This window comes from Xanthomonas hortorum, assembly GCF_024339125.1.
GTDB lineage: Bacteria > Pseudomonadota > Gammaproteobacteria > Xanthomonadales > Xanthomonadaceae > Xanthomonas > Xanthomonas hortorum.
This window is the reverse complement of the sequence record NZ_CP101417.1, coordinates 4302984-4327477: the sequence shown is the minus strand read 5'-3', so window position 1 is coordinate 4327477 and position 24494 is coordinate 4302984. Positions and strand designations below refer to the sequence as shown.

The 24494-nt window shown below is 63.5% G+C and carries 21 protein-coding genes; 14 read left to right on the top strand and 7 right to left on the bottom strand.

What is annotated here, in order from left to right; genetic code table 11:
* Positions 1–21: 21 nt before the first annotated feature.
* The gene (locus NMB96_RS18530) at positions 22–3159 is read left to right on the top strand and encodes a discoidin domain-containing protein (protein WP_043889801.1); all 3138 of its coding nucleotides are present in this window, start codon (positions 22–24) and stop codon (positions 3157–3159) included.
* A gap of 62 nt (positions 3160–3221) precedes the next feature.
* A complete protein-coding gene (locus tag NMB96_RS18525; RefSeq protein WP_043889800.1) occupies positions 3222–4133 on the top strand; it encodes an endonuclease/exonuclease/phosphatase family protein in 912 nt (303 codons plus the stop codon).
* Positions 4134–4273: 140 nt separating this feature from the next.
* On the opposite strand, the gene NMB96_RS18520 is transcribed toward NMB96_RS18525, so the two are convergent.
* The 6 genes from NMB96_RS18520 to ykgO form a co-directional block, all read right to left on the bottom strand.
* The gene (locus tag NMB96_RS18520) at positions 4274–5506 is read right to left on the bottom strand and encodes a TraB/GumN family protein (protein ID WP_023904151.1); all 1233 of its coding nucleotides are present in this window, start codon (positions 5504–5506) and stop codon (positions 4274–4276) included.
* A complete protein-coding gene (locus tag NMB96_RS18515; RefSeq protein WP_023904150.1) occupies positions 5499–6026 on the bottom strand; it encodes a GNAT family N-acetyltransferase in 528 nt (175 codons plus the stop codon). The genes NMB96_RS18520 and NMB96_RS18515 overlap by 8 nt, the downstream gene beginning before the upstream one ends.
* 4 nt (positions 6027–6030) lie before the next feature.
* Positions 6031–6915, bottom strand: coding sequence for a carbon-nitrogen hydrolase (locus NMB96_RS18510; protein ID WP_023904149.1), 885 nt, complete (start codon positions 6913–6915; stop codon positions 6031–6033).
* Positions 6916–6995: 80 nt separating this feature from the next.
* Positions 6996–8030, bottom strand: coding sequence for an agmatine deiminase family protein (locus tag NMB96_RS18505; RefSeq protein ID WP_023904148.1), 1035 nt, complete (start codon positions 8028–8030; stop codon positions 6996–6998).
* 91 nt (positions 8031–8121) lie between these two features.
* Positions 8122–8457 (bottom strand): hypothetical protein, encoded by a 336-nt coding sequence (locus tag NMB96_RS18500; RefSeq protein ID WP_104550831.1) that lies wholly within the window; start codon positions 8455–8457, stop codon positions 8122–8124.
* 259 nt (positions 8458–8716) lie between these two features.
* On the bottom strand, positions 8717–8842 hold the full coding sequence (gene ykgO, locus NMB96_RS18495) for a type B 50S ribosomal protein L36 (RefSeq protein ID WP_005913193.1): 126 nt from the start codon (positions 8840–8842) through the stop codon (positions 8717–8719).
* A 173-nt stretch (positions 8843–9015) separates the two neighbouring features.
* Here ykgO and cmk point away from each other — a divergent pair, with 173 nt between their 5' ends.
* The 9 genes from cmk to NMB96_RS18450 all read left to right on the top strand — a co-directional run bounded on the left by cmk (position 9016) and on the right by NMB96_RS18450 (position 19351).
* Entirely contained in the window at positions 9016–9699 is a 684-nt protein-coding gene (cmk, locus tag NMB96_RS18490) for a (d)CMP kinase (protein ID WP_023904146.1), read from the top strand.
* A 184-nt stretch (positions 9700–9883) separates the two neighbouring features.
* Complete coding sequence (gene rpsA / locus NMB96_RS18485; protein ID WP_023904145.1) at positions 9884–11572, top strand: 30S ribosomal protein S1; 1689 nt, start codon at positions 9884–9886, stop codon at positions 11570–11572.
* An 89-nt stretch (positions 11573–11661) separates the two neighbouring features.
* Complete coding sequence (locus NMB96_RS18480) at positions 11662–11973, top strand: integration host factor subunit beta (RefSeq protein ID WP_006451179.1); 312 nt, start codon at positions 11662–11664, stop codon at positions 11971–11973.
* 67 nt (positions 11974–12040) lie between these two features.
* Entirely contained in the window at positions 12041–12346 is a 306-nt protein-coding gene (locus NMB96_RS18475) for a lipopolysaccharide assembly protein LapA domain-containing protein (RefSeq protein ID WP_006451180.1), read from the top strand.
* Positions 12347–12352: 6 nt separating this feature from the next.
* The gene (lapB, locus tag NMB96_RS18470; protein WP_006451181.1) at positions 12353–13531 is read left to right on the top strand and encodes a lipopolysaccharide assembly protein LapB; all 1179 of its coding nucleotides are present in this window, start codon (positions 12353–12355) and stop codon (positions 13529–13531) included.
* On the top strand, positions 13531–14505 hold the full coding sequence (locus tag NMB96_RS18465; RefSeq protein WP_023904143.1) for an MraY family glycosyltransferase: 975 nt from the start codon (positions 13531–13533) through the stop codon (positions 14503–14505). The genes lapB and NMB96_RS18465 overlap by 1 nt, the downstream gene beginning before the upstream one ends.
* A gap of 13 nt (positions 14506–14518) precedes the next feature.
* Entirely contained in the window at positions 14519–16426 is a 1908-nt protein-coding gene (locus tag NMB96_RS18460; RefSeq protein WP_006451183.1) for a polysaccharide biosynthesis protein, read from the top strand.
* Positions 16426–17319 carry a UTP--glucose-1-phosphate uridylyltransferase GalU gene (gene galU / locus NMB96_RS18455; protein ID WP_006451184.1) on the top strand — a complete coding sequence of 298 codons (894 nt, stop codon included), beginning with the start codon at positions 16426–16428 and terminating at the stop codon, positions 17317–17319. Before NMB96_RS18460 ends, galU begins: the two co-directional genes overlap by 1 nt.
* 175 nt (positions 17320–17494) lie before the next feature.
* The gene (locus tag NMB96_RS18450) at positions 17495–19351 is read left to right on the top strand and encodes a monovalent cation:proton antiporter-2 (CPA2) family protein (RefSeq protein WP_255085378.1); all 1857 of its coding nucleotides are present in this window, start codon (positions 17495–17497) and stop codon (positions 19349–19351) included.
* 120 nt (positions 19352–19471) lie between these two features.
* Here NMB96_RS18450 and NMB96_RS18445 read toward each other — a convergent pair whose 3' ends face one another.
* A complete protein-coding gene (locus tag NMB96_RS18445; protein WP_255085377.1) occupies positions 19472–19792 on the bottom strand; it encodes a DUF1244 domain-containing protein in 321 nt (106 codons plus the stop codon).
* Between the two features lie 49 nt (positions 19793–19841).
* Here NMB96_RS18445 and folD point away from each other — a divergent pair, with 49 nt between their 5' ends.
* The 3 genes from folD to guaA all read left to right on the top strand — a co-directional run bounded on the left by folD (position 19842) and on the right by guaA (position 23968).
* A complete protein-coding gene (folD, locus tag NMB96_RS18440; protein ID WP_023904139.1) occupies positions 19842–20726 on the top strand; it encodes a bifunctional methylenetetrahydrofolate dehydrogenase/methenyltetrahydrofolate cyclohydrolase FolD in 885 nt (294 codons plus the stop codon).
* Between the two features lie 92 nt (positions 20727–20818).
* Positions 20819–22276: an IMP dehydrogenase gene (guaB, locus tag NMB96_RS18435; protein ID WP_255085376.1), complete on the top strand. Its 1458-nt coding sequence runs from the start codon at positions 20819–20821 to the stop codon at positions 22274–22276.
* Positions 22277–22402: 126 nt separating this feature from the next.
* Positions 22403–23968 (top strand): glutamine-hydrolyzing GMP synthase, encoded by a 1566-nt coding sequence (guaA, locus tag NMB96_RS18430; RefSeq protein ID WP_255085375.1) that lies wholly within the window; start codon positions 22403–22405, stop codon positions 23966–23968.
* The last annotated feature ends 526 nt before the right edge of the window (positions 23969–24494 follow it).

The window sequence follows — 24494 nt, the reverse complement described above, 5'->3', positions numbered from 1 at the left end:
GTGTTCCTGCGACTGTTTGCCATGGCCGCTGTCGTCACGTCTGCGGGCGCGGCGCAGGCGCAGGAGCGCGTGCTCGACGGTTTCAACGACATCGGCGCCTGGCGCCTGGTGGTGTCCAATCAGGTCAGCGGCTCGCTGCGCCCGGTGGCCACTACATCCGGCGGGCATGCGCTATGCCTGGACTACAACTTCAACGGCGTGTCCGGCTATGTCGGCATCCGTCGCAACTTGCCGATCGAGTATCCGGACAACTACCGCATCGGCTTCGCGCTGCGCGGCGAATCGCCGTCCAACGATCTGCAGGTCAAACTGATCGATGCCAGCGGCGACAACGTGTGGTGGGTCAACCGGCCAGGCTTCAATTTCCCGAAGAACTGGACCACCTTCGCCTACCGCAAGCGCAATATCGAGAAGGCCTGGGGTCCTGGCGCGGACAAACAGTTGCGCAGCAGCGCGGATGTGGAATTCACCGTCTACAACAAGGTCGGTGGCAAGGGCTCGGTGTGCTTCGATCGGCTGACCCTCACACCGCTGCCGCCGGAAGACACCTCGCCGTTGAAGGCCGAGGCCATCACCGACACCGCTCCCGCACTGGAACAACGCCTGGCCGACGGCAAGCCGGAGACCTTCTGGCTCAGCGGTGCGGTCAAGCAACAGACCGTGACGCTGGATCTGGGCAAGGTGCGCGAATTCGGCGGCGCGGTGGTGCAGTGGGTGCCGGGCCTGCAGGCCTCGCAATACGTGGTGCGCGCGTCCAGCGACGGGCGCGGCTGGCGCGACCTGCGTACCGTCACGGCCGGTGCCGGTGGCACCGACTGGCTGGCGCTGCCGGACACCGAGGCGCGCTACCTGCGCTTCGATCTCAAGGACGGCCCCAACTGGCGCTACGGCATCAAGGAAGTGCAGCTGCAGCCGCTGGCGTTTGCGGCGACCCCGAACGACTTCATCAAGTCGCTGGCCGCGCAGATGCCGCGCGGCAGCTATCCGCGCGGTTTCTCCGGCGAGCAGCCGTACTGGACCATCCTGGGCCTGGATGGCGGCACCGAGCAGGGCCTGATCGGCGAAGACGGCGCGGTAGAAGTGGGCAAGGGCGGTTTCAGTATCGAACCGTTCGTGGTCACCGGCGGCAAGCTGCTGCATTGGTCCGACGTCAGCAGCGAGCAGAGCCTGCAGGACGATTACCTGCCGATTCCCAGCGTCGACTGGCACCACGACCTGATGAATCTGCGAGTGACTGCCTTCGTGCAGGGCACACCGGATCAGGCGCAGCTGGTCGCACGCTACCAACTGCACAACACCGGCAAGGAAGCGCGCGACTTCACCCTAGCATTGGCGGTGCGTCCGTTCCAGGTCAACCCGCCGGCGCAGTTCCTCAACACCCTGGGCGGCGTCAGCCGGATCGAGCAACTGGCCGTGGACGGCGCGCAGGTCAGCGTCAACGGCAAGCCGCGCGTATTCGCCGCGCAGCGTCCGGATGCCGGCTTTGCCAGCGCTTTCGACAGCGGCATGGACGTCAGCCATCTCACCGCTGCCACACCGCCGACGATCACCCAGGTGAAGGACGAGACCGGTCTGGCCTCGGGTGTGTTGTTGTATCGCTGGAAGCTGGAGCCTGGCCAACGGCGCGAAGTGGCGTTGGTGATTCCGCAAACCGGCACCGCGCAACTGCCGGCCGGCTTCGATGCCGACAAGGCGCAACAGCAGGTTGCCCAGCAGTGGCGCAGCAAGCTCGATCGCGTACGCATCAGCGTGCCGGCCGAAGGCAAGCCGGTGGTCGATACCTTGCGCACCGCGCTGGCGCATATGTTGATCTCGCGTATCGGCCCGCGTCTGCAGCCGGGCACGCGTTCGTACTCGCGTAGCTGGATCCGCGATGGCGCAATGATTTCCGAGGGCCTGTTGCGGCTTGGCCGCGAAGACGTGGTGCGCGAGTACGTCGACTGGTTCGCGCCGTATCAGTTCGACAACGGCATGGTGCCGTGCTGCGTGGACGACCGCGGCAGCGACCCGGTGCCGGAGAACGACAGCCATGGCGAGCTGATCTTCAACATCGCCGAGTACTACCGCTATACCGGCGACAAGGCGTTCCTGGAAAAGATGTGGCCGCACGTCACCGGCGCCTACGACTATATGGAAACGCTGCGCGCCAGCGAGCGCACCGAAGACAACTTCATGCGCAATCCGGCCTTCTACGGAATGATGCCGGTGTCGATCAGCCACGAAGGCTATTCGGCCAAGCCGGTGCATTCGTACTGGGACAACTTCTGGGCGCTGCGCGGCTACAAGGATGCGGTGATGCTGGCCGGCGCGCTCGACAAGCCCGATGAGGTCGCCCGCTTCAGCACCGCACGCGACGAATTCAGTGGCGACCTGATCGCCTCGCTGGGTGCGGCGGTGCGCCAGCACAATCTCGATTTCCTGCCTGGCTCGGCCGAGCTCGGCGACTTCGATGCGACCTCGACCACCATCGCGCTGGCACCGGGTGGCGAGCAGCAGCGACTGCCGCAGGACCTGCTGACCAATACCTTCGAGCGCTACTGGAAGGAGTTCTCCGACCGCCGCGACAGCAAGCGCGAATGGAAGGACTACACGCCCTACGAATGGCGCAACGTGGCCGCGTTCGTGCGCCTGGGCTGGCGCGACCGCGCCTGGGACGCCACCGCATTCTTCTTCAAGGACCGCGCGCCGCAGCCGTGGAATCAATGGGCCGAAGTGGTCTCGCGCACGCCACGCACACCGTTCTTCGTCGGCGATCTGCCGCATGCCTGGGTCGCCTCGGACTTCGTGCGCTCGGTGCTGGACATGTTTGCCTACGGGCGCGAATCCGATGCCAGCCTGGTGATTGCGGCCGGCACGCCCACGCGCTGGTTCGAAGGCAAGGGCATCGGGATTGCCGAATTGCGCACCCCGTACGGGCGCCTCAACTACACCCTGCAACGCACCGACAAGCAACTGGTGCTGCAACTGCAGCCCGGCCTGATTTTGCCGCCGGGTGGAGTGGTGTTGCCTTGGCCGTACCAGGGCACGCCGGGCAAGGCCAGCATCAACGGCGAATCGGCCGAATGGCAGAACGGTGAACTGCGCATCCAGCAACTGCCGGCCAATGTGCAGATCGATGTGCCCAGCGCGGTGCGGCGCGCCGAGCGCGCTACGCAATGAAGGACGCACGTCGGCCTACCCGGGCAGCGCCGGCGCGGCGACGTGCCGGATGGCCGGTCGTGTTGGCTGCACTGCTGCTGTGTTCTGTTGCTGCACACGCCACGCAGGCCACCCACGCCGTGCAGGCTGCGCAACCCGCACAGGTAGACAAGACCGATCACATAGCACGCGCATCCCGGGCAGCGCAGTCTCCGGGCGCGGTGCAGCGCGAAATGACCCTGGTCACGCTCAACCTGCATCACGACCGCGAAGACTGGCCGGCACGTCGCGCCTACATCGCCAAACAGCTCAAGCAACTGGCGCCGGATGTGATCGCGCTGCAGGAAGTGATCGAACGGCGGAGCAGCGTGGAAAACCAGGCTGCCTGGCTGGCACGCAAGCTCGGGTACGACTACACCTTCGCCTCGGTCGATCCGGTCGGCGCGCCCAAGCGCTACGGCAATGCGTTGTTGAGCCGGCGTAAAGTGCTGGCCATGCATCAGCGCCTGTTGCAGCCCTTGGACGATTACCGCGTCGCCGCGCATTTGCAGGTCGATGTCGACGGCCAGCCGGTCAACGTCTACGTCACCCATCTCAACGAACGCGCCGATGCGCGCGGCACTGCCACGCGCACGCGCCAGGTGGCCGACCTGCTGGACTTCATTGCCTCCAACAGCGATCAAGCCCCAGTCGTGATTGCTGGCGATTTCAACACCGCCGCCGATGCCCTCGATCTGGAAGCGCTACGCAAGGGCTATGGCGACAGCTACGGCAGCGTGCATCGCAACAGCGACGCCACGGTCAGCACCTTGAACCTACACGTATTCGACAAGCCGGCGCGGATCGACCACGTGTTCTTCCAGCAAAACCGCCTGCTGGCCCGTGAAGCGCGCATCCTGTTCGACGCGCCGTACGCCGAAGGCCGCTGGGCCTCGGACCACTACGGCGTGTGGGTGCGTTTGCAGCTAGCGCCAGGCGCACCTGCCGCCCCGTAACCTGGCGTGTGCTCCAGCTCTCGTAGGAGCGCCCCTGGGCGCGATGGGCTTTGCCGGTAAAACCCCATCGCGCCCAGGGGCGCTCCTACGGAAGGCAACGGATGTTTCGCGGATTGCGGCGCAACGCATCGCCGCCGCAATCAACCATGCAGACGATTGAAGATCTGCACACCCGCCAGCCACACACCGGCCATGCTGCCGAAGTTGGTCAGCAAGAACGTCAGCACCACACGCGAGACGCGATTGCGGTACCAGCCGCGCAAGGTCTGCGCATCGTCGCGCAGCGTCAGGAAATCGCCATAGGCCGGCTTGCGCATATGCACCTCGACCAACGCTGCGAACGCACCGGTCGGTACGCTCAACCGGAACGGCTTGAACGGCGCGACCACCGCAGCGGTCAAAATGCTCAACGGATGACTGCCGGCCAGCAGACAGCCCAGCGCCGCCATACCGCCGGTGTACATCGCCCATTGCAACAACAAATCGGCTCCCATGCTCAGGCCGCCGCGCCAGAAACCGATCCCGATGCCAACGATGATGACCGCCAGCACGCCCAGCGTGATCCACGGAACGCGCTTGCGTTGCTGCACGTATTCCAGCGACTCGCGCAGCGGGCCGGGTGCATCGGTGTCCTGTTCCAGATGACGTGCAAGCCCGGCCAGATGTCCCGCGCCGACCACCGCCAGCACCTCGTGCTGACCGGCGTTGGCTTCCTCGCGCAGACGCGCAGCCATGTACTGATCGCGCTCGGCAATCACGGTCTCGTACAGCTCCGGGCTTTCGCTGGCAAAATCGCCGAAGCTCGCTTCCAGCATGTCGCCTTGCTTGAGCTTTTCGATTTCCTCTTCGCCCACCTCATCGGCGGCGAACAGGCCGCTCAGCAGACCGCCGGCCAGCTTCATCTTGCCGAAGAATCCCAGCCGCCCGGAGGCGCGCTTGAAGGTCAGGCCGACCTCGCGATCGATCAGATGCACCGGCAAGCCTTGTGCGCGCGCCAGATTGACCGCCTCCTTCAATTCCGCACCCGGCTCGATGCCGAGCTGCTTGGCCAGGCGGCGCTGATAAGCCGCCAAGGCAAGGTTTGCAGCGAACAAGGCCACGCGGCCCTTGCGGATCACCTGCACCAGGTCCAGGCGGGCGAGGGCGTCCGGGTCGCTGAGCGCCTGCAGGCGCTGTGCATCCAATTCCACCGCCACCGCATCGTAGCGCCCGCTGCCGATCGCCCGCTGCACCGCAGCCACGCTGGCCAGCGAGACATGCGCAGTGCCGAGCAAGGTGTAGCGCACGCCGTCGCGCTCGACGATGCGGTGCGGCTGGCCGGACAGCGCATCGTCCAGAACGTGGGTGGTCTGCTCAGTCATGGGGTCATTCATCAGAAGGAGGGGCGGTGTCACCGGGGCCGAGCGGGCGTTGCATCTGCAAACCGTCCAGCCAGCGGCCATGCTTGCGGCCGATTCCGGTGAACACTCCGACCGTGCGAAAACCAAAACGTTCGTGCAGCCGTCGCGATGCCTGATTCTCGGCATCGCCGATCACTGCAATCATCTGTCGATAGCCGCGTTGTTCACAGCGTGCGATCAGCTCGCCCAACAAGGCCTTGCCGATGCCACGTCCTTGCATGTTGCAGGCAAGGTAGATCGAATTCTCCACGGTCCAGCGATACCCCGAGCGTGCGCGGTACGCGCCAGCATAGGCATAACCGACCACCGCAGCATCGCGTTCGGCGACCAGATACGGATATCCCGCATCCACGGTGGCGCGCACCCGCGTGCGCATCTCGTCGCTCGACGGCGCGCTGTATTCGTAGCTGTTGACCCCGGCGATCTGCTCCGCATAGATCGCGGTGATCGCCGGGATGTCCGCCTCGCGGACCTCGCGTACCTCGACAGGCATGCGGTCAGTCGATGTAACGCTTGAGCAGATCGCCATACGCATCGATGCGGCGATCGCGCAGGAACGGCCAGATGCGCCGCACATGCTCGCTGCGCTGCAGATCGACATCGCATACCAGCACCGTCGGGTCCTGTCCGGCTTCGGCGATGAACTCGCCCTGCGGCCCCAGCACATGGCTGTTGCCCCAGAACTGGATGCCCGAGGCGCCCATCGGCGAAGGCTCATGCCCCACGCGGTTGCACGACAGCACCGGCACCCCGTTGGCCACTGCATGGCCGCGATGGCTGAGCACCCATGCATCGCGCTGACGCTCCTGTTCGGGTTGCTGATCGTCCGGATCCCAGCCGATCGCGGTGGGGTAGAGCAACAGTTCTGCACCGGCCAGCGCCATCAGGCGCGCAGCCTCGGGGTACCACTGATCCCAGCACACCAACACGCCGAGACGACCCACCGAAGTATCGATCGGAGCGAAACCCAGATCGCCCGGCGTGAAGTAGAACTTCTCGTAAAAACCCGGGTCGTCGGGGATATGCATCTTGCGGTACTTGCCGAGCAGGCGGCCGTCCTTTTCGAACACCACCGCCGTGTTGTGATACAGCCCGGCCGCGCGGCGCTCGAACAACGAGGCCACCAGCACCACGCCGTGCTGCTTGGCCAGCGCGCCCAGCCGCTCGGTGCTGGGGCCGGGGATCGGCTCGGCCAGGTCGAATTCGTCCACCGACTCGTGCTGGCAGAAATACGCACCGTTGTGCAGTTCCTGCAGCAGCACCAGCTTGGCGCCCTGAGCGGCGGCTTCGGCCACGCGCGATTCGATGATGGCCAGATTGGCCGCGGCGTCGCCGTGGTTGCGCTCCTGGATCAGCGCGACGGGAAGGAGATGACGGGTCATGGCGATTCGTCCAGCGTAGTGACGCACTAAGGTAGCGCGCGATGGTGTAACACCGGCCTGCCGGCCGGAACAGGAGTGACTCAGGCAGCCAGCAGACCGGCGGGCAGCTGCATGGTCAGACAGTGCAGGCTGCCGTTCTGCCAGATCAATGGGCGGCACGGCACCGGCACGATGACGTGCTGCGGAAACGCCTCGGCCAGCACCGCCTGCGCGCCCGCATCGGCCTTGTCGCCGTAAGCCGGCATCAGCACCGCCCCGTTGACGATCAGGAAGTTGGCGTACGAGGCGGCCAGACGCCGGCCCTGATCCAGGATCGGCTCGGCCCACGGCAACACGAACAGCCGATACGGCTGCCCATCGGCCTTGCGCAACGCAGCCAGTTCGGCGCCCATCGCCTGCAGTTCGGTGTAATGCGAATCGTTGGCCACGTCGCAGCCCTGGTAGACGATCGCATCCGGGCCGGCGAAGCGCGCCAGCGTATCGATATGCGCGTCGGTGTCGTCGCCTTCCAGATAGCCGTGATCCAGCCACAGCACGCGGTCCTGCGCCAGCCACGCGGCAAGATCGGCACTCAGCGAATCGCGCGTGCGCTGCGGATGCCGCTCGTGCAGGCACTTCCAGGTGGTCAGCAAGGTGCCCGCACCATCGGTCTCGATCGCGCCGCCTTCCAGCGCGAAGTCCACCGTCTGCACCTGCGAGGGCACGAATACCTGCGCCGCATCCAGCGAGGTGACCAGCTGATCGTCCAGGCTGGCCTCGAACTTGCCGCCCCAGCCGGTGAAGCGGAAATCCATCAGGCGGAAACCGCCGTCCTGGCGCAGCGTGATCGGGCCCGAATCGCGCAGCCAGGTGTCGTTGTAGGCTGCAACCACGAAGCGCACCCGCGCCATGTCCACCCGTGCCGAGCGCAGCCGCGCTTCCGCGTAGATCTGCAGGTCGTCATCGGCCACGCACACGATCACCGGCTCGAAACGGGAAATCGCCGTCACCAGCGCGATATAGGTCTCTTCCACCTCGGCCAGACGCTCGGCCCAATCGGTGCCCGCATGCGGCCACGCGATCAATACGGCGGATTGAGGTTCCCACTCGGCAGGAAAGCGAACGCTGTCGGTCATACCTGAAAATTACCTATCGATACCCAAGCGAGCCCAGGCTGTTAATTCAATCCCCGCACATGGATGTGCGGGCTCTTGCGAGGGACTCGCATCAAAGCGGCTTGGGCCCGATCTCGTTCGCATCGGCCTGATTGGCCACCACGTCGATCACCCGGCTCTTTTCGAAATACACGGTAAAAGCCGGATACACCCAGCGATGGATGGTCGGCCACTGACGCTTCTGACCACCGCGCGGATCCAACTTTTCCTGCGGCGCGCCGTAACGGCCTTCGACCTGGCTCATGCTGTCGCCACGCAAGGGCAGGGCGGCGGCGGGCTTTTGCTTTGCACGATCGACCAACAGTGTGTCGGCCGAGGCAACGGCACTGATCCCCATCAGCGCGATTGCCAGCATGATCGGCGGCATCACAAACAAACGGTTGCGCATGTCATCTACTCCCCAGTGGACAAGACTTCGAGTGGTGATTACAGCAAAAAACCAGGTCAGGCGTTGGTGCCAGTGCTGGGCCCGATGACGACGTGCAGGTTCCGGCACGCTGCGCCGGGGCGTCCTCGACCGCCGCACCCAAGCGCATCACGGTGTCCGTCAAGACGATGCCCGTGAAGTCTCCATCGGCCAGGAAACATCGGCCAAGAAAAAACCGCCCGAAGGCGGCTTTCTCGGGTCTTGCACGCGCAGCAAAGGTTTAGCGCTGACGCGCCTTGAAACGCGGGTTCGACTTGCAGATCACGAACACCTTGCCACGGCGGCGGACCACCTTGCAGTCGCGGTGACGGGTCTTCGCAGACTTCAGGGAGGACAGGACTTTCATGGCACACCTCGGCGTAAACGGTTGGATTCGATGGAAGAGTGCCCGCTATCGAGGGTGCACCCGGAATTAAGCCGGCAATTCTAACCGGCTTTTCGTCGTGCTTTCAAGTGGTTGCATCCGAATCGCTGCGAGCGGCGCTACACTGGTCGCTTCATTACCTTCCGGAAACCTGAATGACCGACCTTTCGCCCGTCCTCACCATCGACGGACCCTCCGGTGCCGGCAAGGGCACCGTGAGCCGGATCGTGGCCGCGCGGTTGGGCTGGCACTACCTCGATTCGGGCGCACTGTACCGCGCCGTCGGTGTTGCAGCGAGTTGGGCCGATCTGGACGTGTCCGACCCGGCGGCGCTGGTGCGTTGCACCTTCGACACCAAGGTCGAATTCGATGACGCAGGCGAGGCGGGGCTGCGGGTGCTGGTCAATGGCGTGGACGCCACCAGCGAGTTGCGCCTGGAAACGACCGGTGCGCTGGCCTCTGCAATTGCGGCCATTCCCGAGGTGCGCAGTGCCCTGAAAGAGCGCCAACGCGCATTCAGGCGAGCGCCCGGCCTGGTTGCCGATGGGCGCGATATGGGCACGGTGATCTTCCCGGATGCCGCATTCAAGATCTTTCTGACCGCCAGTGCCGAGGAACGTGCGGGCCGTCGCCATAAACAGTTGATGGAAAAGGGTGTTTCGGTTATCTTTGACGACCTGCTGCGCGAGATCATGGCTCGCGATGCGCGTGATGCGCAGCGGGTGGTGGCGCCATTACGGCCGGCCGAAGACGCCGTGCTGATCGATACCAGCGGGATGGGAATCGAAGATGTCGTCCAGTGTGTGGTCGGGTTGTTAGCCGCTCGCACGTCGTCGTAAGCGTTCCGCAAGCGGGCACGTCCCGCCGACCGTAAGGCGTTCCAAGGCTCTGCCGCACATCCCGTGTGGCGGTTCTATGACTACTTAACCGACTCGCTGTCCGGAGTCGACCAACAGGCTGGGCGGCTCGTATCTGTCGCAATCCGACGATCAACGCCCGTGTGTTCAACTGAGTAAAATTCAAATGACAGAATCTTTTGCTGAACTGTTCGAAGCCAGTCAAGCCAATCTGGCGAAGCTGAAGCCGGGCTCGATCGTCACCGGTACCGTCGTGGAAGTGCGCGGCGACGTGGTGGTGATCAACGCTGGCTTGAAGTCCGAAGGCATCGTGCCGATCGAGCAGTTCCGTAATGACGCTGGCGAGATCGATGTCGGCGTAGGCGACCAAGTCAAGGTTGCCCTCGATTCCATCGAGAACGGCTTCGGTGAGACCGTGCTGTCGCGCGAGAAGGCCAAGCGCGCAATGGTGTGGGACGAGCTGGAAGAGGCGTTGGAAAAGAACGAAACCATCACCGGGCGCATCAGCGGCAAGGTCAAGGGTGGTTTCACCGTGGACATCAAGGATGTTCGCGCGTTCCTGCCTGGTTCGCTGGTGGATGTGCGCCCGGTGCGCGACCCGGCCTACCTGGAAGGCAAGGAACTCGAGTTCAAGCTGATCAAGCTGGACCGCAAGCGCAACAACGTGGTGGTTTCGCGTCGTGCAGTGGTCGAGAGCGAGCATTCGGAAGAGCGCGAGCAGCTGATGGACAAGCTGCAGGAAGGCGCGATCTTGAAGGGTGTCGTCAAGAACCTGACCGATTACGGCGCATTCGTGGACCTGGGCGGTATCGACGGTCTGCTGCACATCACCGACATGGCCTGGAAGCGCGTGCGCCATCCGTCCGAAGTCGTCAATGTCGGCGACGAGCTCGACGTGCGCGTGTTGAAGTTCGATCGCGAGCGTAACCGCGTCAGCCTCGGCCTGAAGCAGCTGGGCGAAGATCCGTGGGACAACATCGCCCGTCGTTACCCGGCCAACAGCCGCGTGTTCGGCAAGGTCTCCAACGTCACCGATTACGGCGCATTCGTCGAGATCGAGCCGGGCGTCGAAGGTCTGGTGCACGTCTCCGAGATGGATTGGACCAACAAGAACGTCAACCCGTCCAAGGTTGTGCAGGTTGGTGACGAAGTCGAAGTGATGGTGCTGGATGTCGACGAGGAGCGTCGCCGCATCTCGCTGGGCATGAAGCAGGTTGCCGCCAATCCGTGGGAAACCTTCGCTGCCACCCACAAGAAGAACGACAAGGTGTCCGGTCAGATCAAGTCGATCACCGACTTCGGCATCTTCATCGGTCTGGACGGCGGCATCGACGGTCTGGTGCACCTGTCCGACATCAGCTGGAACACCACCGGCGAAGATGTCGTGCGCAACTACAAGAAGGGCGACACGCTGGAAGCCGTTGTGCTGGCAGTGGACCCGGAACGTGAGCGCATCAGCCTGGGCGTCAAGCAGCTGGAGCAGGATCCGTTCGGCCAGTACATGGCGTCCAACCCGAAGGGTTCGAAGGTCGAAGGCGTGGTGCGTGAAGTGGACGCCAAGGGCGCCACGATCGACCTGGCCGACGGCATCGAAGGCTATGTCGCTGCACGCGACATCGCCAACGAGCGCGTCGACGACGCGACCCAGCACCTGAAGGTCGGCGACAAGATCGAAGCCAAGTTCGTGGGCATGGACCGTAAGGGCCGCACCCTGCAGCTGTCGATCAAGGCCAAGGACGATGCCGAAATGCGCGAAACGATGGAGGAATACCAGTCCTCTTCCGCAGCGTCGGGCGGCATGACTCAGCTGGGCGCGCTGCTGCGTGCACAGTTGAACAGCAACAAGTCCGAGTAAGCGCGTAGCGCTCGCAAGAGCGTGATGGATCGGCCCGGGCTTGCCCCGGGCCGATTCCGATGTGTCAGTCGAAAAAAGCAAGTCTTCCCATGACCAAGTCCGAATTGATTGAAATCCTGGCGCAACGCCAAGCGCATCTGAAGTCGGACGACGTGGATCTGGCAGTCAAGTCGCTGCTGGAAATGATGGGGCAAGCGCTCTCCGATGGTGATCGGATCGAAATCCGTGGGTTCGGCAGTTTTTCGCTGCATTACCGTCCGCCACGTCTGGGGCGTAATCCCAAGACCGGCGAATCGGTTGCGCTGCCGGGCAAGCATGTTCCGCACTTCAAGCCGGGCAAGGAATTACGTGAGCGTGTCAGCTCCGTGGTGCCCGTCGATCTGGCCGATACGGCAGATTGAAGATCGTTCTACCGCTGTGTTTATGTCGGCTCGGTTAAGCTAGGCCCCTTCCCGACGGAGTCTGTCCATGAAGGTGTTTCGCTTGCTGGTGATGTTGGCCTTCCTGCTGGCCGGTCTGATCATCGGTGCGGTCAATTCCCAGGATGTCACTCTCGATTTCCTGTTCTCAAGTGTGCACACGACCTCCGGGGTCGCGATCATCGTCGCGCTGCTGGTCGGTGTGTTGATCGGTGCCGGCATGGTGCTGGTCAGTGTGGTTATTCCCCTCTATTCCAGATTGCGCCAGGCCAACAAGGCTGTTGCGGTCAGTCGCGTCGACGCCGGGCCCGTTGCGCCTGCCGCAGTCCAGACGCGCCCCATCGATGGACTGTAAGTACGTATGGAATTTCTGACCGAGTGGATCTGGTTCTTCCTGTTTGTGCCGCTGGCAGCACTGGGCGGGTGGATCGTCGGCCGTCGTGGCGGTCAGCGCCACGGCGATACGCAGGTCAGTCGTCTCTCCAGTACCTACTTTCGCGGTCTGAACTATCTGCTCAACGAGCAGCCGGACAAGGCGATCGAGCTGTTTCTGCACATCGCCGAACTGGACAAGGAAACCTTCGAAACGCAGGTCGCGCTGGGGCATCTGTTCCGTCGTCGTGGTGAAGTCGATCGTGCGATTCGTTTGCATCAGGGGCTGGTGCAGCGCGCCGACCTGACCGATCAGCAGCGTGTGCAGGCCTTGCTGGCGCTGGGCGAGGACTACATGAAGTCCGGTCTGCTGGATCGCGCCGAAACAGTCTTCACCGAGTTGGCGCAGCTGGATCAACGCGCGCCACAGGCATTGCGGCACCTGATTGGCATCTATCAGGCCGAGCGCGATTGGGAAAAAGCGATCGACAACGCCACCCGCTACGAAGAAGTCACCGGCGAGCCGATGGGCAAGCTGATTTCCCAATTCGAGTGTGAGCTGGCCGATCGCTATCGCGGTTCGAGCAAGACCGACGAGGCGCTGCAGGCCGTCGCCCGTGCCTACCAGGCCGACGGTACGTCCGTGCGTGCGGGCATTCTGGAAGGCCGTATCGAAGCCGAGCGCGGTCATGACGAAGCGGCGGTACGCGCATTCGAACGAGCGGCGCGGCATGACCCGGAATACCTGCCGGAAATCATTCCTGCATTGATGGCGGCCTATCGCCGTGTCGGCGACATTGCTGGCGCGCGCAACTTCCTGTCGGAGATGACCGAGCACTATCGCGGCATCGCACCGGTCTTGGCGCTGACCCAGTTGATGGAAGCGCAGGATGGGGTGGCGCCTGCGTTGGCGTACCTGGGGCGCCAGCTCAAGGATCGGCCGTCGGTACGTGGCGAATCGGCGTTGATCGATCTCACCCTGGCTGAAGGCAGCGACCCGGTTGGCACGCTGCAGGATCTCAAGCACATCACCGACCAGCTGCTGGTACGTAACCCAAGCTACCGCTGCACCCGCTGCGGCTTCGGCGCCAAGACGCATCACTGGCAATGCCCGAGCTGCAAGGAATGGGGCACGGTCAAACCGCTGTTGAACTACGCGGTGGTCTAATGCCGCAGGTCTGGCTGTGGTGCCTGTCGCACCTGGTGGTCGCAGCGCTGGGAACTTGGCTGTTGCGCCGTTATGCCTTGCATCGCCGCCTGCTGGATCAGCCGGGCGAGCGCCGCAGTCATGTGATCGCGACCCCGCGTGGCGGTGGCATGGCGATCGTGGCGGCAATCCTGCTGGGTTGCATCGCTGCCACGGTGTTCTGGCCGGCTGCTCGCATGGTCATTGGCTGGTTCGCCGTCGGGCTGGTACTGGTGGCGGGCGTGGGTTGGTGGGACGACCATCGTCCACTGTCGGCCAGGCTGCGTTTTGCGATCCATCTGACGGCATCGGCGTCGTTGGGAGTCTTGGTCAGTCACTCCACTGGCAATGTCTGGGATGGCGTGCTCAGCGCAGTGGCGTCTGTCGTGTTGATCAACGTCTGGAATTTCATGGACGGCATCAACGGTCTGGCTTCCAGCCAGGCGGCCTTGGCGGCGTTGGCATTTGCGTTTGTCCTACCCGGCGCATGGGCATGGGCGGGTCTTGCAGTTGCGGCGTCCTGCCTGGGGTTCTTGCCGTTCAATTTTCCGCGCGCGCGCATTTTTCTGGGCGATGGCGGCAGTGGCGCGCTGGGATATGTGCTGGCCGCGTTGCTCGCACTCACCGTAGCGACGGGGCAGGTGAGCTGGTGGATCGGTTGGCTGCCATTGACCGCATTTCTCGTAGACGCAGGCTTCACGTTGCTGTCTCGCATGCTCGCCGGGCAACGTTGGTGGGAGCCGCATGCTCAGCACGTCTATCAACGACTTGCACGCCGGCTTGAGACGCACGTTCCGGTAACGGGTGTTTATTTCGCTTTCAGCGTCGCTGCGTTCTGCTTGTATGTGTTAATTCGTCATGATCCGGTTTGCATGCAGGTGGTCGGTGCCCTGACCTGGGCTGCGGGTGCTACCGCGATCTGGCACTTTCTGCGCGATGGACTGCGCAATTCCTGAGTAATGGACTTTTATGATTTCCTGGCGTGACCGTTTGACCAAAGTGTTGCCGCAAGCGGCAGTCGTGCTGCACGACCTGTTGATGGTCTGGGTGTGCTGGCAACTGCTGCATGCCGGCCGCTACTCCATGCTGCGCGACGCGCCCGACCTTCCACTGTGGGATTGGCGCACTGCGGTGGTGCTGGTCGCGCAGGGACTGGTGTTCTGGAAGATGGGGCTGTATCGCGGGCTGTGGCGATTCGCCTCGGTGCCGGACCTGTGGAATATCTTCAAGTCCAGTTTCCTTGGCCTGGTCGCGATCGTGCTGGCGCTGTCTTACGACCGCCTGGATGGGGTGCCGCTGTCTGTGCTGGTGGTCTATCCGTTCGCGCTGTCGGCATTGCTGGGGACGCCGCGGCTGCTGTATCGCGCCTGGAAGGATTATCAGATCGCGCATTCCGGCGATGCCGCGCAGCGCGTGTTGATCCTGGGCGCCGGTCGCGCTGCCGAAGGGCTGGTGCGCGATCTTCGTCGTAGCGGCACGTTCGTACCGGTCGGGTATCTGGACGACGCCAGCAATCTGCATGGCGCCAAGATCCAGGGCCTCAACGTCCTGGGTAACCTGGATCAGGCCGCATCGATCGCCAAGGAGACGGCGGCCAAGTTGCTGGTGATCGCGATCCCGTCGCTGGATGCTTCGGGGATGCAGCGCGTGGTGGCGATCTGCGAAAGCACCGGTTTGCCGTTCCGTATGGTGCCCAAGCTGATCAATGTGCTGGAAGGGCGCTCCTTGCCTGGCGAATTGAAGGAGGTCGCGATCGAGGACCTGCTCAATCGCAAGCCGGTCACGCCCGATTGGCGCCTGATCCGCGATTGGCTGACCAACAAGACGGTGATGGTCACCGGTGCTGGCGGTTCGATTGGCTCGGAAGTCTGCCGCCAGTGCGCGCGGCATGGTGCGCGTCGGATTGTGCTGCTGGAAATCGACGAGCTGGCATTGCTGACCATCGATTCGGATCTGCGCCGGCTGTTCCCCGATATCGAAGTGGTGCGCGTGCTCGGCGATTGCGGCGACCCGGCTGTGGTCGCGTATGCGCTGAACACTGCGACCCCGGATGCGGTGTTCCATGCCGCCGCCTACAAGCAGGTGCCGTTGCTGGAAGAACAGTTGCGCGAAGCGGTGCGCAACAACGTGCTGGCAACCGAGAACGTGGCGCGCGCCTGTCAGCGTGCGCGCATCGAGACCTTCGTCTTCATCTCGACCGACAAGGCCGTCGAGCCGGTCAATGTGCTGGGCGCGAGCAAGCGCTACGCCGAGATGATCTGCCAGAGTCTTGACGCCCGCGATGCGCCGACGCGCTTCATCACGGTGCGCTTCGGCAACGTGCTGGATTCGGCCGGCAGCGTGGTGCCGTTGTTCCGTGAGCAGATCCGTCAGGGCGGGCCGGTCACGGTGACGCACCCGGATGTGACGCGTTACTTCATGACCATTCCCGAAGCCTGCCAGTTGGTGGTGCAGGCCGCTGCCTCCGCTTCGCATGGTGCGATCTACACATTGGACATGGGCGAGCCGGTGCCGATCCGTTTGCTGGCCGAGCAGATGATTCGGCTTGCCGGCAAGCAGCCGGGCAAGGATGTGGCGATTCTCTATACCGGCTTGCGTCCGGGCGAGAAGCTGCATGAAACGCTGTTCTATTCGGACGAAGACTATCGCCCCACCGCGCATCCCAAGATCCTGGAAGCCGGTGTGCGCGAGTTCTCGCACGAGCAGGTGTTGCAGCTGGTGACGCGCTTGCGTGAGGCGGTTAACCGCTATGACATCAAGGCAATGGAGACTGTGTTGGGCAGTCTGATGCCGGATTTTGCGGCTGCTCGACGGAAAGTCGACACGCGATCTGATACGGTCGTTCCATTCCCCGCACGTGAGGTCAGAAGACTTTAATGAGCAAGCGTATTCGCAAGGCCGTATTCCCCGTCGCAGGTCTTGGGACCCGCTTTCTTCCGGCAACCAAGACGGTGCCGAAAGAAATGCTGCCAATCATCGACAAACCGTTGATCCAGTACGCCGTCGACGAGGCCATCCAGGCCGGTTGCGATACGCTGATCTTCGTGACCAATCGCTACAAGCACTCGATCGCCGACTACTTCGACAAGGCCTACGAGCTTGAGCAGAAGCTCGAGCGCGCCGGCAAGCTCGAACAGCTGGAGCTGGTGCGTCATGCATTGCCCGAAGGCGTGCGCGCCATTTTCGTGACGCAGGCCGAGGCACTGGGTCTGGGTCATGCGGTGCTGTGCGCTAAGGCCGTGGTCGGCGACGAGCCGTTCGCGGTGTTGTTGCCTGACGATCTCATCTGGAACCGCGGTGCTGGTGCGCTGACCCAGATGGCCGATGTGGCCGAAGCGTCCGGCGGCAGCGTCATCGCCGTTGAAGACGTGCCGCATGACAAGACCGCCAGTTACGGCATCGTGGCTACCGATGCATTCGATGGTCGCAAGGGGCGTATTAACGCCATCGTCGAAAAGCCCAAGCCGGAAGTGGCACCGAGCAATCTGGCAGTGGTCGGTCGTTACGTGCTCAGCCCGAAGATCTTCGAACTGCTCGAAGAAACCGGTGCAGGCGCAGGCGGCGAGATCCAGCTGACCGATGCGATTGCCGGGCTGCTGCAGCAGGAAACCGTCGATGCGTATCGCTTCGAAGGCCGTCGTTTCGATTGCGGCGCGCACATCGGCCTGATCGAGGCCACGGTGCATTTCGCGCTCGAGCACGAGAAGCATGGTGGGCCGGCCAAGGAAATCCTGCGTGCTGCATTGGCCGAGGCCGACGCGCGCGGCTGATTGCTCGGCCATTGCCTGCATCCACGAACGACGCCATCTGGCGTCGTTCGTCATTTGGGGCGTCGCAGATCAGGATCGACGTGCTGGTCGAGATCGATGTGGAAGCGCTGGCTGATCGACCGATGCGCACGCAGGTGCAGGGCAGCGCCAAGCCTGTGCCGCTAGAATCCTTGGCATGAGCCAAGCAGCCGAATCCAGTGAACTGATCAATGTCGTCGTCCTGCTCGGCGCTGCCGTCGTTGCGATCCCGTTATTCCGACGTCTCGGCCTGGGCTCGGTGTTGGGATACCTGGCCGCGGGATTGGCGATTGGTCCGTTCGGCCTGGGGCTGTTCGATGAGCCGCAGGCGATCCTGCATGTGGCCGAGTTGGGCGTGGTGATGTTCCTGTTCGTGATCGGGCTGGAAATGCGGCCGTCCCACCTGTGGAGTCTGCGCAAGGAGATCTTCGGTCTTGGGACCGCGCAGATTGCCGTTTGCACGCTGGTACTGACCGGCATCGGCATGTTGCTCGGCTTTGCGCCGCCGGTGGCCTTTGTCGCCGCGTCCGGCTTCGTGCTGACCTCCACGGCGGTGGTGATGCAATTGCTGGCCGAGCGTGGCGATGTCGCCTTGCCGCCGGGTCAAAAGATCGTGGCGATTCTGCTGTTCGAAGATCTGTTGATCGTGCCGCTGCTGGCGATCGTGGCCTGGATGGGGTCCAACGGTGACCCGCAGGCGGCGTCGCAGCGCTGGCAGGATATCGGCATCGGTCTGGCCTGCATCGTCGGGTTATTGGTGGCAGGGCGCTGGCTGCTCAATCCCTTGTTTCGGATCCTGGCTGCGTCCAAGGCACGCGAGGTGATGACGGCGGCTGCCTTGTTGGTGGTGCTGGGCGCGGCGCTGTTGATGCAGGTGGGTGGGTTGTCGATGGCGATGGGGGCGTTTCTGGCCGGTGTGCTGCTGTCCGAATCCACCTTCCGCCATCAGATCGAAGCGGACATCGAGCCGTTTCGCGGGATTTTGCTGGGGCTGTTCTTCCTTGGCGTCGGCATGAGCCTGGACCTGCACGTGGTTGCGGCGGATTGGCGGCTGATCGTTGCCGGCGTGCTGGCCTTGATGGTGGGCAAGGGCGTGTGCATCTATGCGGTGGCGCGGCTGATGCGCAGCGACCATCGCCAGGCGCTGGACCGTGGCGTGCTGATGGCGCAGGGCGGCGAGTTCGCGTTCGTGCTGTTTGCCGCGGCATCGGCTTCCGGCGTCATCGATGCACAGGTCAACGCCAGCCTGACCGCGATCGTGGTGGTGTCGATGGCGCTGACGCCGTTGTTCGTGCTGCTGCAGCGCCGGCTGACGCCAGCCGCCAAGCCGTCGCTGGAGGGCGTGGAAGCAGTCAATGGCCAGACCGGCAGCGTGCTGATCATCGGGTTCGGGCGCTTTGGCCAGGTCGCCAGCCAGTCGCTGCTGGCGCGCGATGTGGACGTGACCATCATCGACAACGACATCGAGATGATCCAGAGCGCGGAGGAGTTTGGTTTCAAGATCTACTACGGCGACGGCACCCGGCTGGATGTGTTGCATGCGTCCGGTGCGCATAGCGCACGCGCGATTGCGGTGTGCGTCGACAGCCGCGAGGCGGCCAATCGCATCGTGGAGCTGGCAACGCGCGAGTTCCCGCACGCCCGATTGTTGGTGCGCTCGTACGATCGTGAGCATTCGTTGCAGTTGGTCGCTGCCGGCGTGGATTACCAGATCCGCGAGACCTTCGAGTCGGCGGTGGCGTTCGGTCAAGCGGCCCTGGTCGAGTTGGGCGTTGACGAGGACGAGGCCGTCACCATCGCGCGCGAGATCCGGCGTCGCGATGCGGAGCGTTTCGAATTGGAGATTGCGGCCGGCAACACGCGTGCCGGTGCTGTGTCAGGGCTGATGTACGGCAATATCACGCCGACCGTGCCCAAGCCCACGCCATTTACCCCGCCGCGGCGCGAAAGCCGTACGCTCAATCCCGATGCGGTGCCGCAGGCCAATCAGGTAGAAGAAGCGGCCCGCGACTGAGCCACGTGTGCAGGGTGAGCGCCGACACGTGTTCAGTGCTGCGCTTGCATTGGCTGGTCGAGAAAACACATTGGGCGCCAACGTAGCCGGCGCCCATGCGTCAGCCGCCAGCCGATCGACTCAGCCGTGCGTGCGTTGCGCGGCCGCAAAGGCTTCCAACTGCTCGGGCGTGGCGTCCTTCTGATGCTGCTGTTTCCAGTCGGCAAACGGCATGCCGTACACCGTTTCGCGAGCCTGATCCTTGCTCATCGGTTGGCCGTGCGCTTCGGCGGCTTCGCGGTACCAGTCGCCCAGGCAATTGCGGCAGAAGCCGGCCAGGATCATCAGATCGATGTTCTGCACATCGAGGCGGTCCTGGTTGAGATGCTGCAACAGACGGCGAAATGCGGCCGCTTCGATAGAGGTGGTGATGGAATCGGGCGTTGAGGTGGTGTCGGTCATGACGGAATCGGGGACAATAGACGGCCTTCGACTCTACACCTGACGCCCCATGACCGTTTCCGCGCCAGCTGCCTCTGCTCCGGCCCGCCTCCTCGATGGCCGCCGCATTGCCGAGGACCTGCTCGACGGATTGAAGCTGCGGGTGGATGCGCGCGTGGCGACCGGCAAGGCGCGCCCCGGGTTGGCGGTGGTGCTGGTGGGCGGCGATCCGGCCTCGTCGGTGTATGTGCGCAACAAGCGGCGCGCGGCAGAGAAGGTCGGTATCGCGGCTTTCGACTACGACTTGCCGCAGGGCACCAGCGAGGCCGAACTGGCGCGGCTGATCGACCGGCTCAACGCCGATCCCAAGATCCACGGCATCCTGATCCAGCTGCCGCTGCCGGGCATTCCCGACGCCAATCGCCTGATCCAGCGCATCGACCCGCGCAAGGACGTGGATGGCTTTCATCCGCAGAATGTGGGGCATCTGGCGCTGCGCGAATTCGGCCTGCGCCCGTGCACGCCGCGCGGCATCGTGACCTTGCTCGCGCATACCGACCAACCGGTGCGCGGGCGCAATGCGACCATCGTGGGCGTGAGCAATCACGTGGGCCGGCCGATGGGTCTGGAATTGCTGATCGCCGGTTGCACGGTCACCAGCTGCCACAAGTTCACCCCGCCCGAGGTGCTGGAAGCCAGCGTGCGCAACGCCGACATTTTGGTGGTCGCGGTGGGTCGCCCGGGTTTGATTCCGGGCGAATGGGTCAAGCCGGGCGCGGTGGTGATCGATGTGGGCATCAATCGGCTGGAAGACGGGCGTCTGGTTGGCGATGTCGGTTTCGACGCCGCCGTGCAGCGCGCGGCCTGGATCACGCCGGTGCCGGGTGGAGTAGGGCCGATGACGGTCGCCACGTTGATGCAGAACACGCTGGAAGCGGCCGATGCAGCCGGCTGAGGCACGCGCGTAACGCAGCATTGCGGTTGCGTTGTGTCTTCGTGAAGGCTTTCAGGGTAAAATGCCGCGCTTCCCCAAACTCGGGTCCGCCGATGCTCCGCATCCAGGCTGAAGCTCTCACCTACGACGACGTTTCGCTCGTCCCCGCTCATTCGATCGTCCTGCCCAAGGATGTCAGCCTGGAAACCCGGCTGACCCGCGATCTGCGCCTGAAACTGCCGATTCTTTCGGCCGCGATGGATACAGTGACCGAACACCGCCTTGCGGTGGCCATGGCCCAGCTGGGCGGCATCGGCATCATCCACAAGAACCTGACACCTGCGCAACAGGCCGGCGAAGTGGCCCGGGTCAAGAAGTTCGAATCCGGCGTGATCACCGAGCCGTTCACGGTCAGCCCGGATACCACGATCGGTGAAGTGATTGCGCTGACCCGCGCGCGCAACATCTCCGGCGTGCCGGTGGTAGATGGCAGCGAACTGGTCGGCATCGTCACCAGCCGCGATATGCGCTTCGAGAAGAAGCTCGACGATCCGGTCCGCCACATCATGACCAAGAAGGATCGCCTGATCACTGTGCGCGAAGGCGCCAGCGATGAGGAAGTGCTGGAGCTGCTGCATCGCAACCGCATCGAAAAGATCCTGGTGGTCAACGACGGCTTCGAGCTGCGCGGCCTGATCACGGTCAAGGACATCCAGAAAAAGACCGACAACCCCAACGCTGCCAAAGACGCTGCCAAGCGCTTGCTGGTGGGCGCCGCGGTGGGCGTGGGCGGCGATACCGAACAGCGCATCGAACTGCTCGCCGCAGCGGGCGTGGACGTGGTGATCGTGGATACCGCGCACGGCCATTCGCAGGGCGTGATCGACCGCGTGGCGTGGGTCAAGAAGACCTATCCGCAACTGCAGGTGATTGGCGGCAATATCGTCACCGGCGATGCCGCGCTGGCGCTGATGGATGCCGGCGCCGATGCGGTCAAGGTCGGCGTGGGTCCGGGTTCGATCTGCACCACGCGCGTGGTCGCCGGTGTCGGCGTGCCGCAGATCACCGCGGTGGACATGGTCGCCGAGGCGCTGCAGGACCGTATTCCGCTGATCGCCGATGGCGGCATCCGCTATTCCGGCGACATCGGCAAGGCGTTGGTCGCCGGTGCGTCCACGGTGATGGTCGGCGGTTTGCTGGCCGGTACCGAGGAGGCACCGGGCGAGGTCGAGTTGTTCCAGGGCCGCAGCTACAAGAGCTACCGCGGCATGGGCAGCCTGGGCGCGATGGAGAAGGGGTCCAAGGACCGCTATTTCCAGGATTCCAGCGACGCCGACAAGCTGGTGCCGGAAGGCATCGAAGGGCGTGTGCCGTATCGCGGCTCGGTCGGCGGCATCATTCATCAGCTGATCGGCGGCCTGCGCGCGACCATGGGCTATGTCGGCTGCGCCACCATCGAAGACATGCGCACCAAGCCGAAGTTCGTCAAGATCACCGGCGCCGGCCAACGCGAAAGCCATGTCCACGACGTGCAGATCACCAAAGAGCCGCCGAACTATCGCGCTGGGTAAGCCAGCGCGCGGGAGTGGGGATTCGGCATTCGGGATTCGCAAGAGCCTACCGCGTCCTCATCCGGCAGCGGTTGTGGCTAGCGTTTTTGCGAATCTCCAATCCCAACTCCCCAATCCCGGCCCTCGATGACCAACATCCATACCGACAAGATCCTCATCCTCGATTTCGGCGCGCAGTACACCCAGCTGATTGCGCGGCGTATCCGCGAAATCGGCGTGTACTGCGAGATCTGGGCCTGGGATCATGATCCATCCCAGATTGCTGGATTCGGTGCCAAGGGCATCATTCTGTCTGGTGGGCCGGAATCGACCACCTTGCCGGGTGCGCCGGTCGCGCCGCAGGAAGTGTTCGACAGCGGCCTGCCGGTGTTCGGCATCTGCTACGGCATGCAGACACTGGCGGCGCAGCTGGGCGGTGCCACCGAGGCGGCCGACCAGCGCGAATTCGGTCATGCAGAGGTCGATGTGGTGGCGGCCGATGCGCTGTTCGCCGGCCTGACCGATCACGCCGGCGCCTCGCGTTTGAATGTGTGGATGAGCCACGGCGATCACGTGTCGCAGGTGCCGCCGGGCTTCACCGTTACCGCAGTGACCGACCGCATACCGGTGGCGGCGATGTCCAACGAGGACAAGCGCTGGTACGGCGTGCAGTTCCACCCGGAAGTCACCCACACGCTGCAGGGCCAGACCTTGCTGCGTCGCTTCGTGGTCGATGTATGCGGCTGTCAGACGCTGTGGACGGCGGCCAACATCATCGACGACCAGATTGCGCGCGTGCGCGCGCAGGTGGGCGATGACGAAGTCATCTTGGGTTTGTCTGGCGGCGTCGATTCGTCGGTGGTCGCGGCGTTGTTGCACAAGGCGATCGGCGACAAGCTGACCTGCGTGTTCGTCGATACCGGCCTGCTGCGCTGGCAGGAAGGCGACCAGGTGATGGCGATGTTCGCCGAGCACATGGGTGTGAAGGTGATCCGCGTCAACGCGGCCGATCGCTACTTCGCCAAGCTCGAAGGCGTGAGCGACCCGGAAGCCAAGCGCAAGATCATCGGCAACCTGTTCGTGGATATCTTCGACGAAGAATCCAACAAGCTGGCCAATGCCAAGTGGCTGGCGCAGGGCACGATCTATCCGGACGTGATCGAGTCGGCCGGCAGCAAGACCGGCAAGGCGCACGTGATCAAGAGCCACCACAACGTCGGTGGTTTGCCGGAGCACATGAAGCTGGGCTTGGTCGAACCGCTGCGCGAATTGTTCAAGGACGAAGTGCGTCGTCTCGGTGTCGAGCTCGGCTTGCCACGCACGATGGTGTATCGCCATCCGTTTCCGGGCCCGGGCCTGGGCGTGCGCATTCTGGGCGAAGTGAAGCGCGAGTACGCCGAACTGCTGGCCAAGGCCGATGCGATCTTCATCGACGAACTGCGCAAGGCCGATCTGTACGACAAGACCAGCCAGGCGTTCGCGGTGTTCTTGCCGGTGAAATCGGTGGGTGTGGTCGGCGATGCACGCGCCTACGAATGGGTGATCGCGCTGCGCGCGGTGGAAACCATCGACTTCATGACCGCGCACTGGGCACACCTGCCGTACGACTTCCTCGGCAAGGTCTCCAACCGCATCATCAACGAACTGCGCGGCGTCTCGCGCGTGGTCTACGACATCTCCGGCAAGCCGCCTGCGACGATCGAGTGGGAGTGAAATTAGTCCATCGGGGACTATCGCTGACTATCGAAAAATTGTCGTAACGTGTTGATTTAAGAAAAATACGTCACGAAAGCTATCGGTGGCTATCGCCGGCTAGTACAGCGTGGATCTCCTGTTTGGCACCGCCGAACTGCGGCTAGGCGGTGATGGCAGCGACGGAGTGAGGATAGAGCGCATCGATGGCGTGGTGCGGAGGAACAGACCATGAGCCGGGATGACACTGCTGACCTTGCTGCCCCAAAAGCGGCCAAGGTTGCGCCGGAGGCGTGGCGCTTATGGCTGTTGTGGCCTCTCGATTGTTCAAGCTCGCGAAAACTTGCTTTCGGCAACTGCCTTCCACTGACGGGGCGATTCTGACAAGCATTCTGATAGGTGAGCATACTGAAGCGGCGCCGTGGCGCTGAAGCCATGCAATGGTGCAGTGCCTGAAAATATCGAAGAGTCTCATGCGCCGGTTTGCAATTGAGCACTAATTGCTTTGCGTCACAGATTGCCTTTTGCTGACCATACAGCCATATTT

Bases quoted from the DNA above. Each gene is read 5' to 3' on its own strand.
- NMB96_RS18500 (WP_104550831.1), bottom strand. From the start codon at position 8,457: ATGCGCAACCGTTTGTTTGTGATGCCGCCGATCATGCTGGCAATCGCG.
- NMB96_RS18460 (WP_006451183.1), top strand. From the start codon at position 14,519: ATGATTTCCTGGCGTGACCGTTTGACCAAAGTGTTGCCGCAAGCGGCA.
- guaA (WP_255085375.1), top strand. From the start codon at position 22,403: ATGACCAACATCCATACCGACAAGATCCTCATCCTCGATTTCGGCGCG.
- NMB96_RS18505 (WP_023904148.1), bottom strand. From the start codon at position 8,030: ATGACCGACAGCGTTCGCTTTCCTGCCGAGTGGGAACCTCAATCCGCC.
- NMB96_RS18480 (WP_006451179.1), top strand. From the start codon at position 11,662: ATGACCAAGTCCGAATTGATTGAAATCCTGGCGCAACGCCAAGCGCAT.
- cmk (WP_023904146.1), top strand. From the start codon at position 9,016: ATGACCGACCTTTCGCCCGTCCTCACCATCGACGGACCCTCCGGTGCC.
- lapB (WP_006451181.1), top strand. From the start codon at position 12,353: ATGGAATTTCTGACCGAGTGGATCTGGTTCTTCCTGTTTGTGCCGCTG.
- rpsA (WP_023904145.1), top strand. From the start codon at position 9,884: ATGACAGAATCTTTTGCTGAACTGTTCGAAGCCAGTCAAGCCAATCTG.
- guaB (WP_255085376.1), top strand. From the start codon at position 20,819: ATGCTCCGCATCCAGGCTGAAGCTCTCACCTACGACGACGTTTCGCTC.
- NMB96_RS18530 (WP_043889801.1), top strand. From the start codon at position 22: ATGGCCGCTGTCGTCACGTCTGCGGGCGCGGCGCAGGCGCAGGAGCGC.
- NMB96_RS18475 (WP_006451180.1), top strand. From the start codon at position 12,041: ATGAAGGTGTTTCGCTTGCTGGTGATGTTGGCCTTCCTGCTGGCCGGT.
- NMB96_RS18445 (WP_255085377.1), bottom strand. From the start codon at position 19,792: ATGACCGACACCACCTCAACGCCCGATTCCATCACCACCTCTATCGAA.
- NMB96_RS18515 (WP_023904150.1), bottom strand. From the start codon at position 6,026: ATGCCTGTCGAGGTACGCGAGGTCCGCGAGGCGGACATCCCGGCGATC.
- NMB96_RS18520 (WP_023904151.1), bottom strand. From the start codon at position 5,506: ATGAATGACCCCATGACTGAGCAGACCACCCACGTTCTGGACGATGCG.
- NMB96_RS18450 (WP_255085378.1), top strand. From the start codon at position 17,495: ATGAGCCAAGCAGCCGAATCCAGTGAACTGATCAATGTCGTCGTCCTG.
- ykgO (WP_005913193.1), bottom strand. From the start codon at position 8,842: ATGAAAGTCCTGTCCTCCCTGAAGTCTGCGAAGACCCGTCACCGCGAC.
- NMB96_RS18510 (WP_023904149.1), bottom strand. From the start codon at position 6,915: ATGACCCGTCATCTCCTTCCCGTCGCGCTGATCCAGGAGCGCAACCAC.
- NMB96_RS18465 (WP_023904143.1), top strand. From the start codon at position 13,531: ATGCCGCAGGTCTGGCTGTGGTGCCTGTCGCACCTGGTGGTCGCAGCG.
- galU (WP_006451184.1), top strand. From the start codon at position 16,426: ATGAGCAAGCGTATTCGCAAGGCCGTATTCCCCGTCGCAGGTCTTGGG.
- folD (WP_023904139.1), top strand. From the start codon at position 19,842: ATGACCGTTTCCGCGCCAGCTGCCTCTGCTCCGGCCCGCCTCCTCGAT.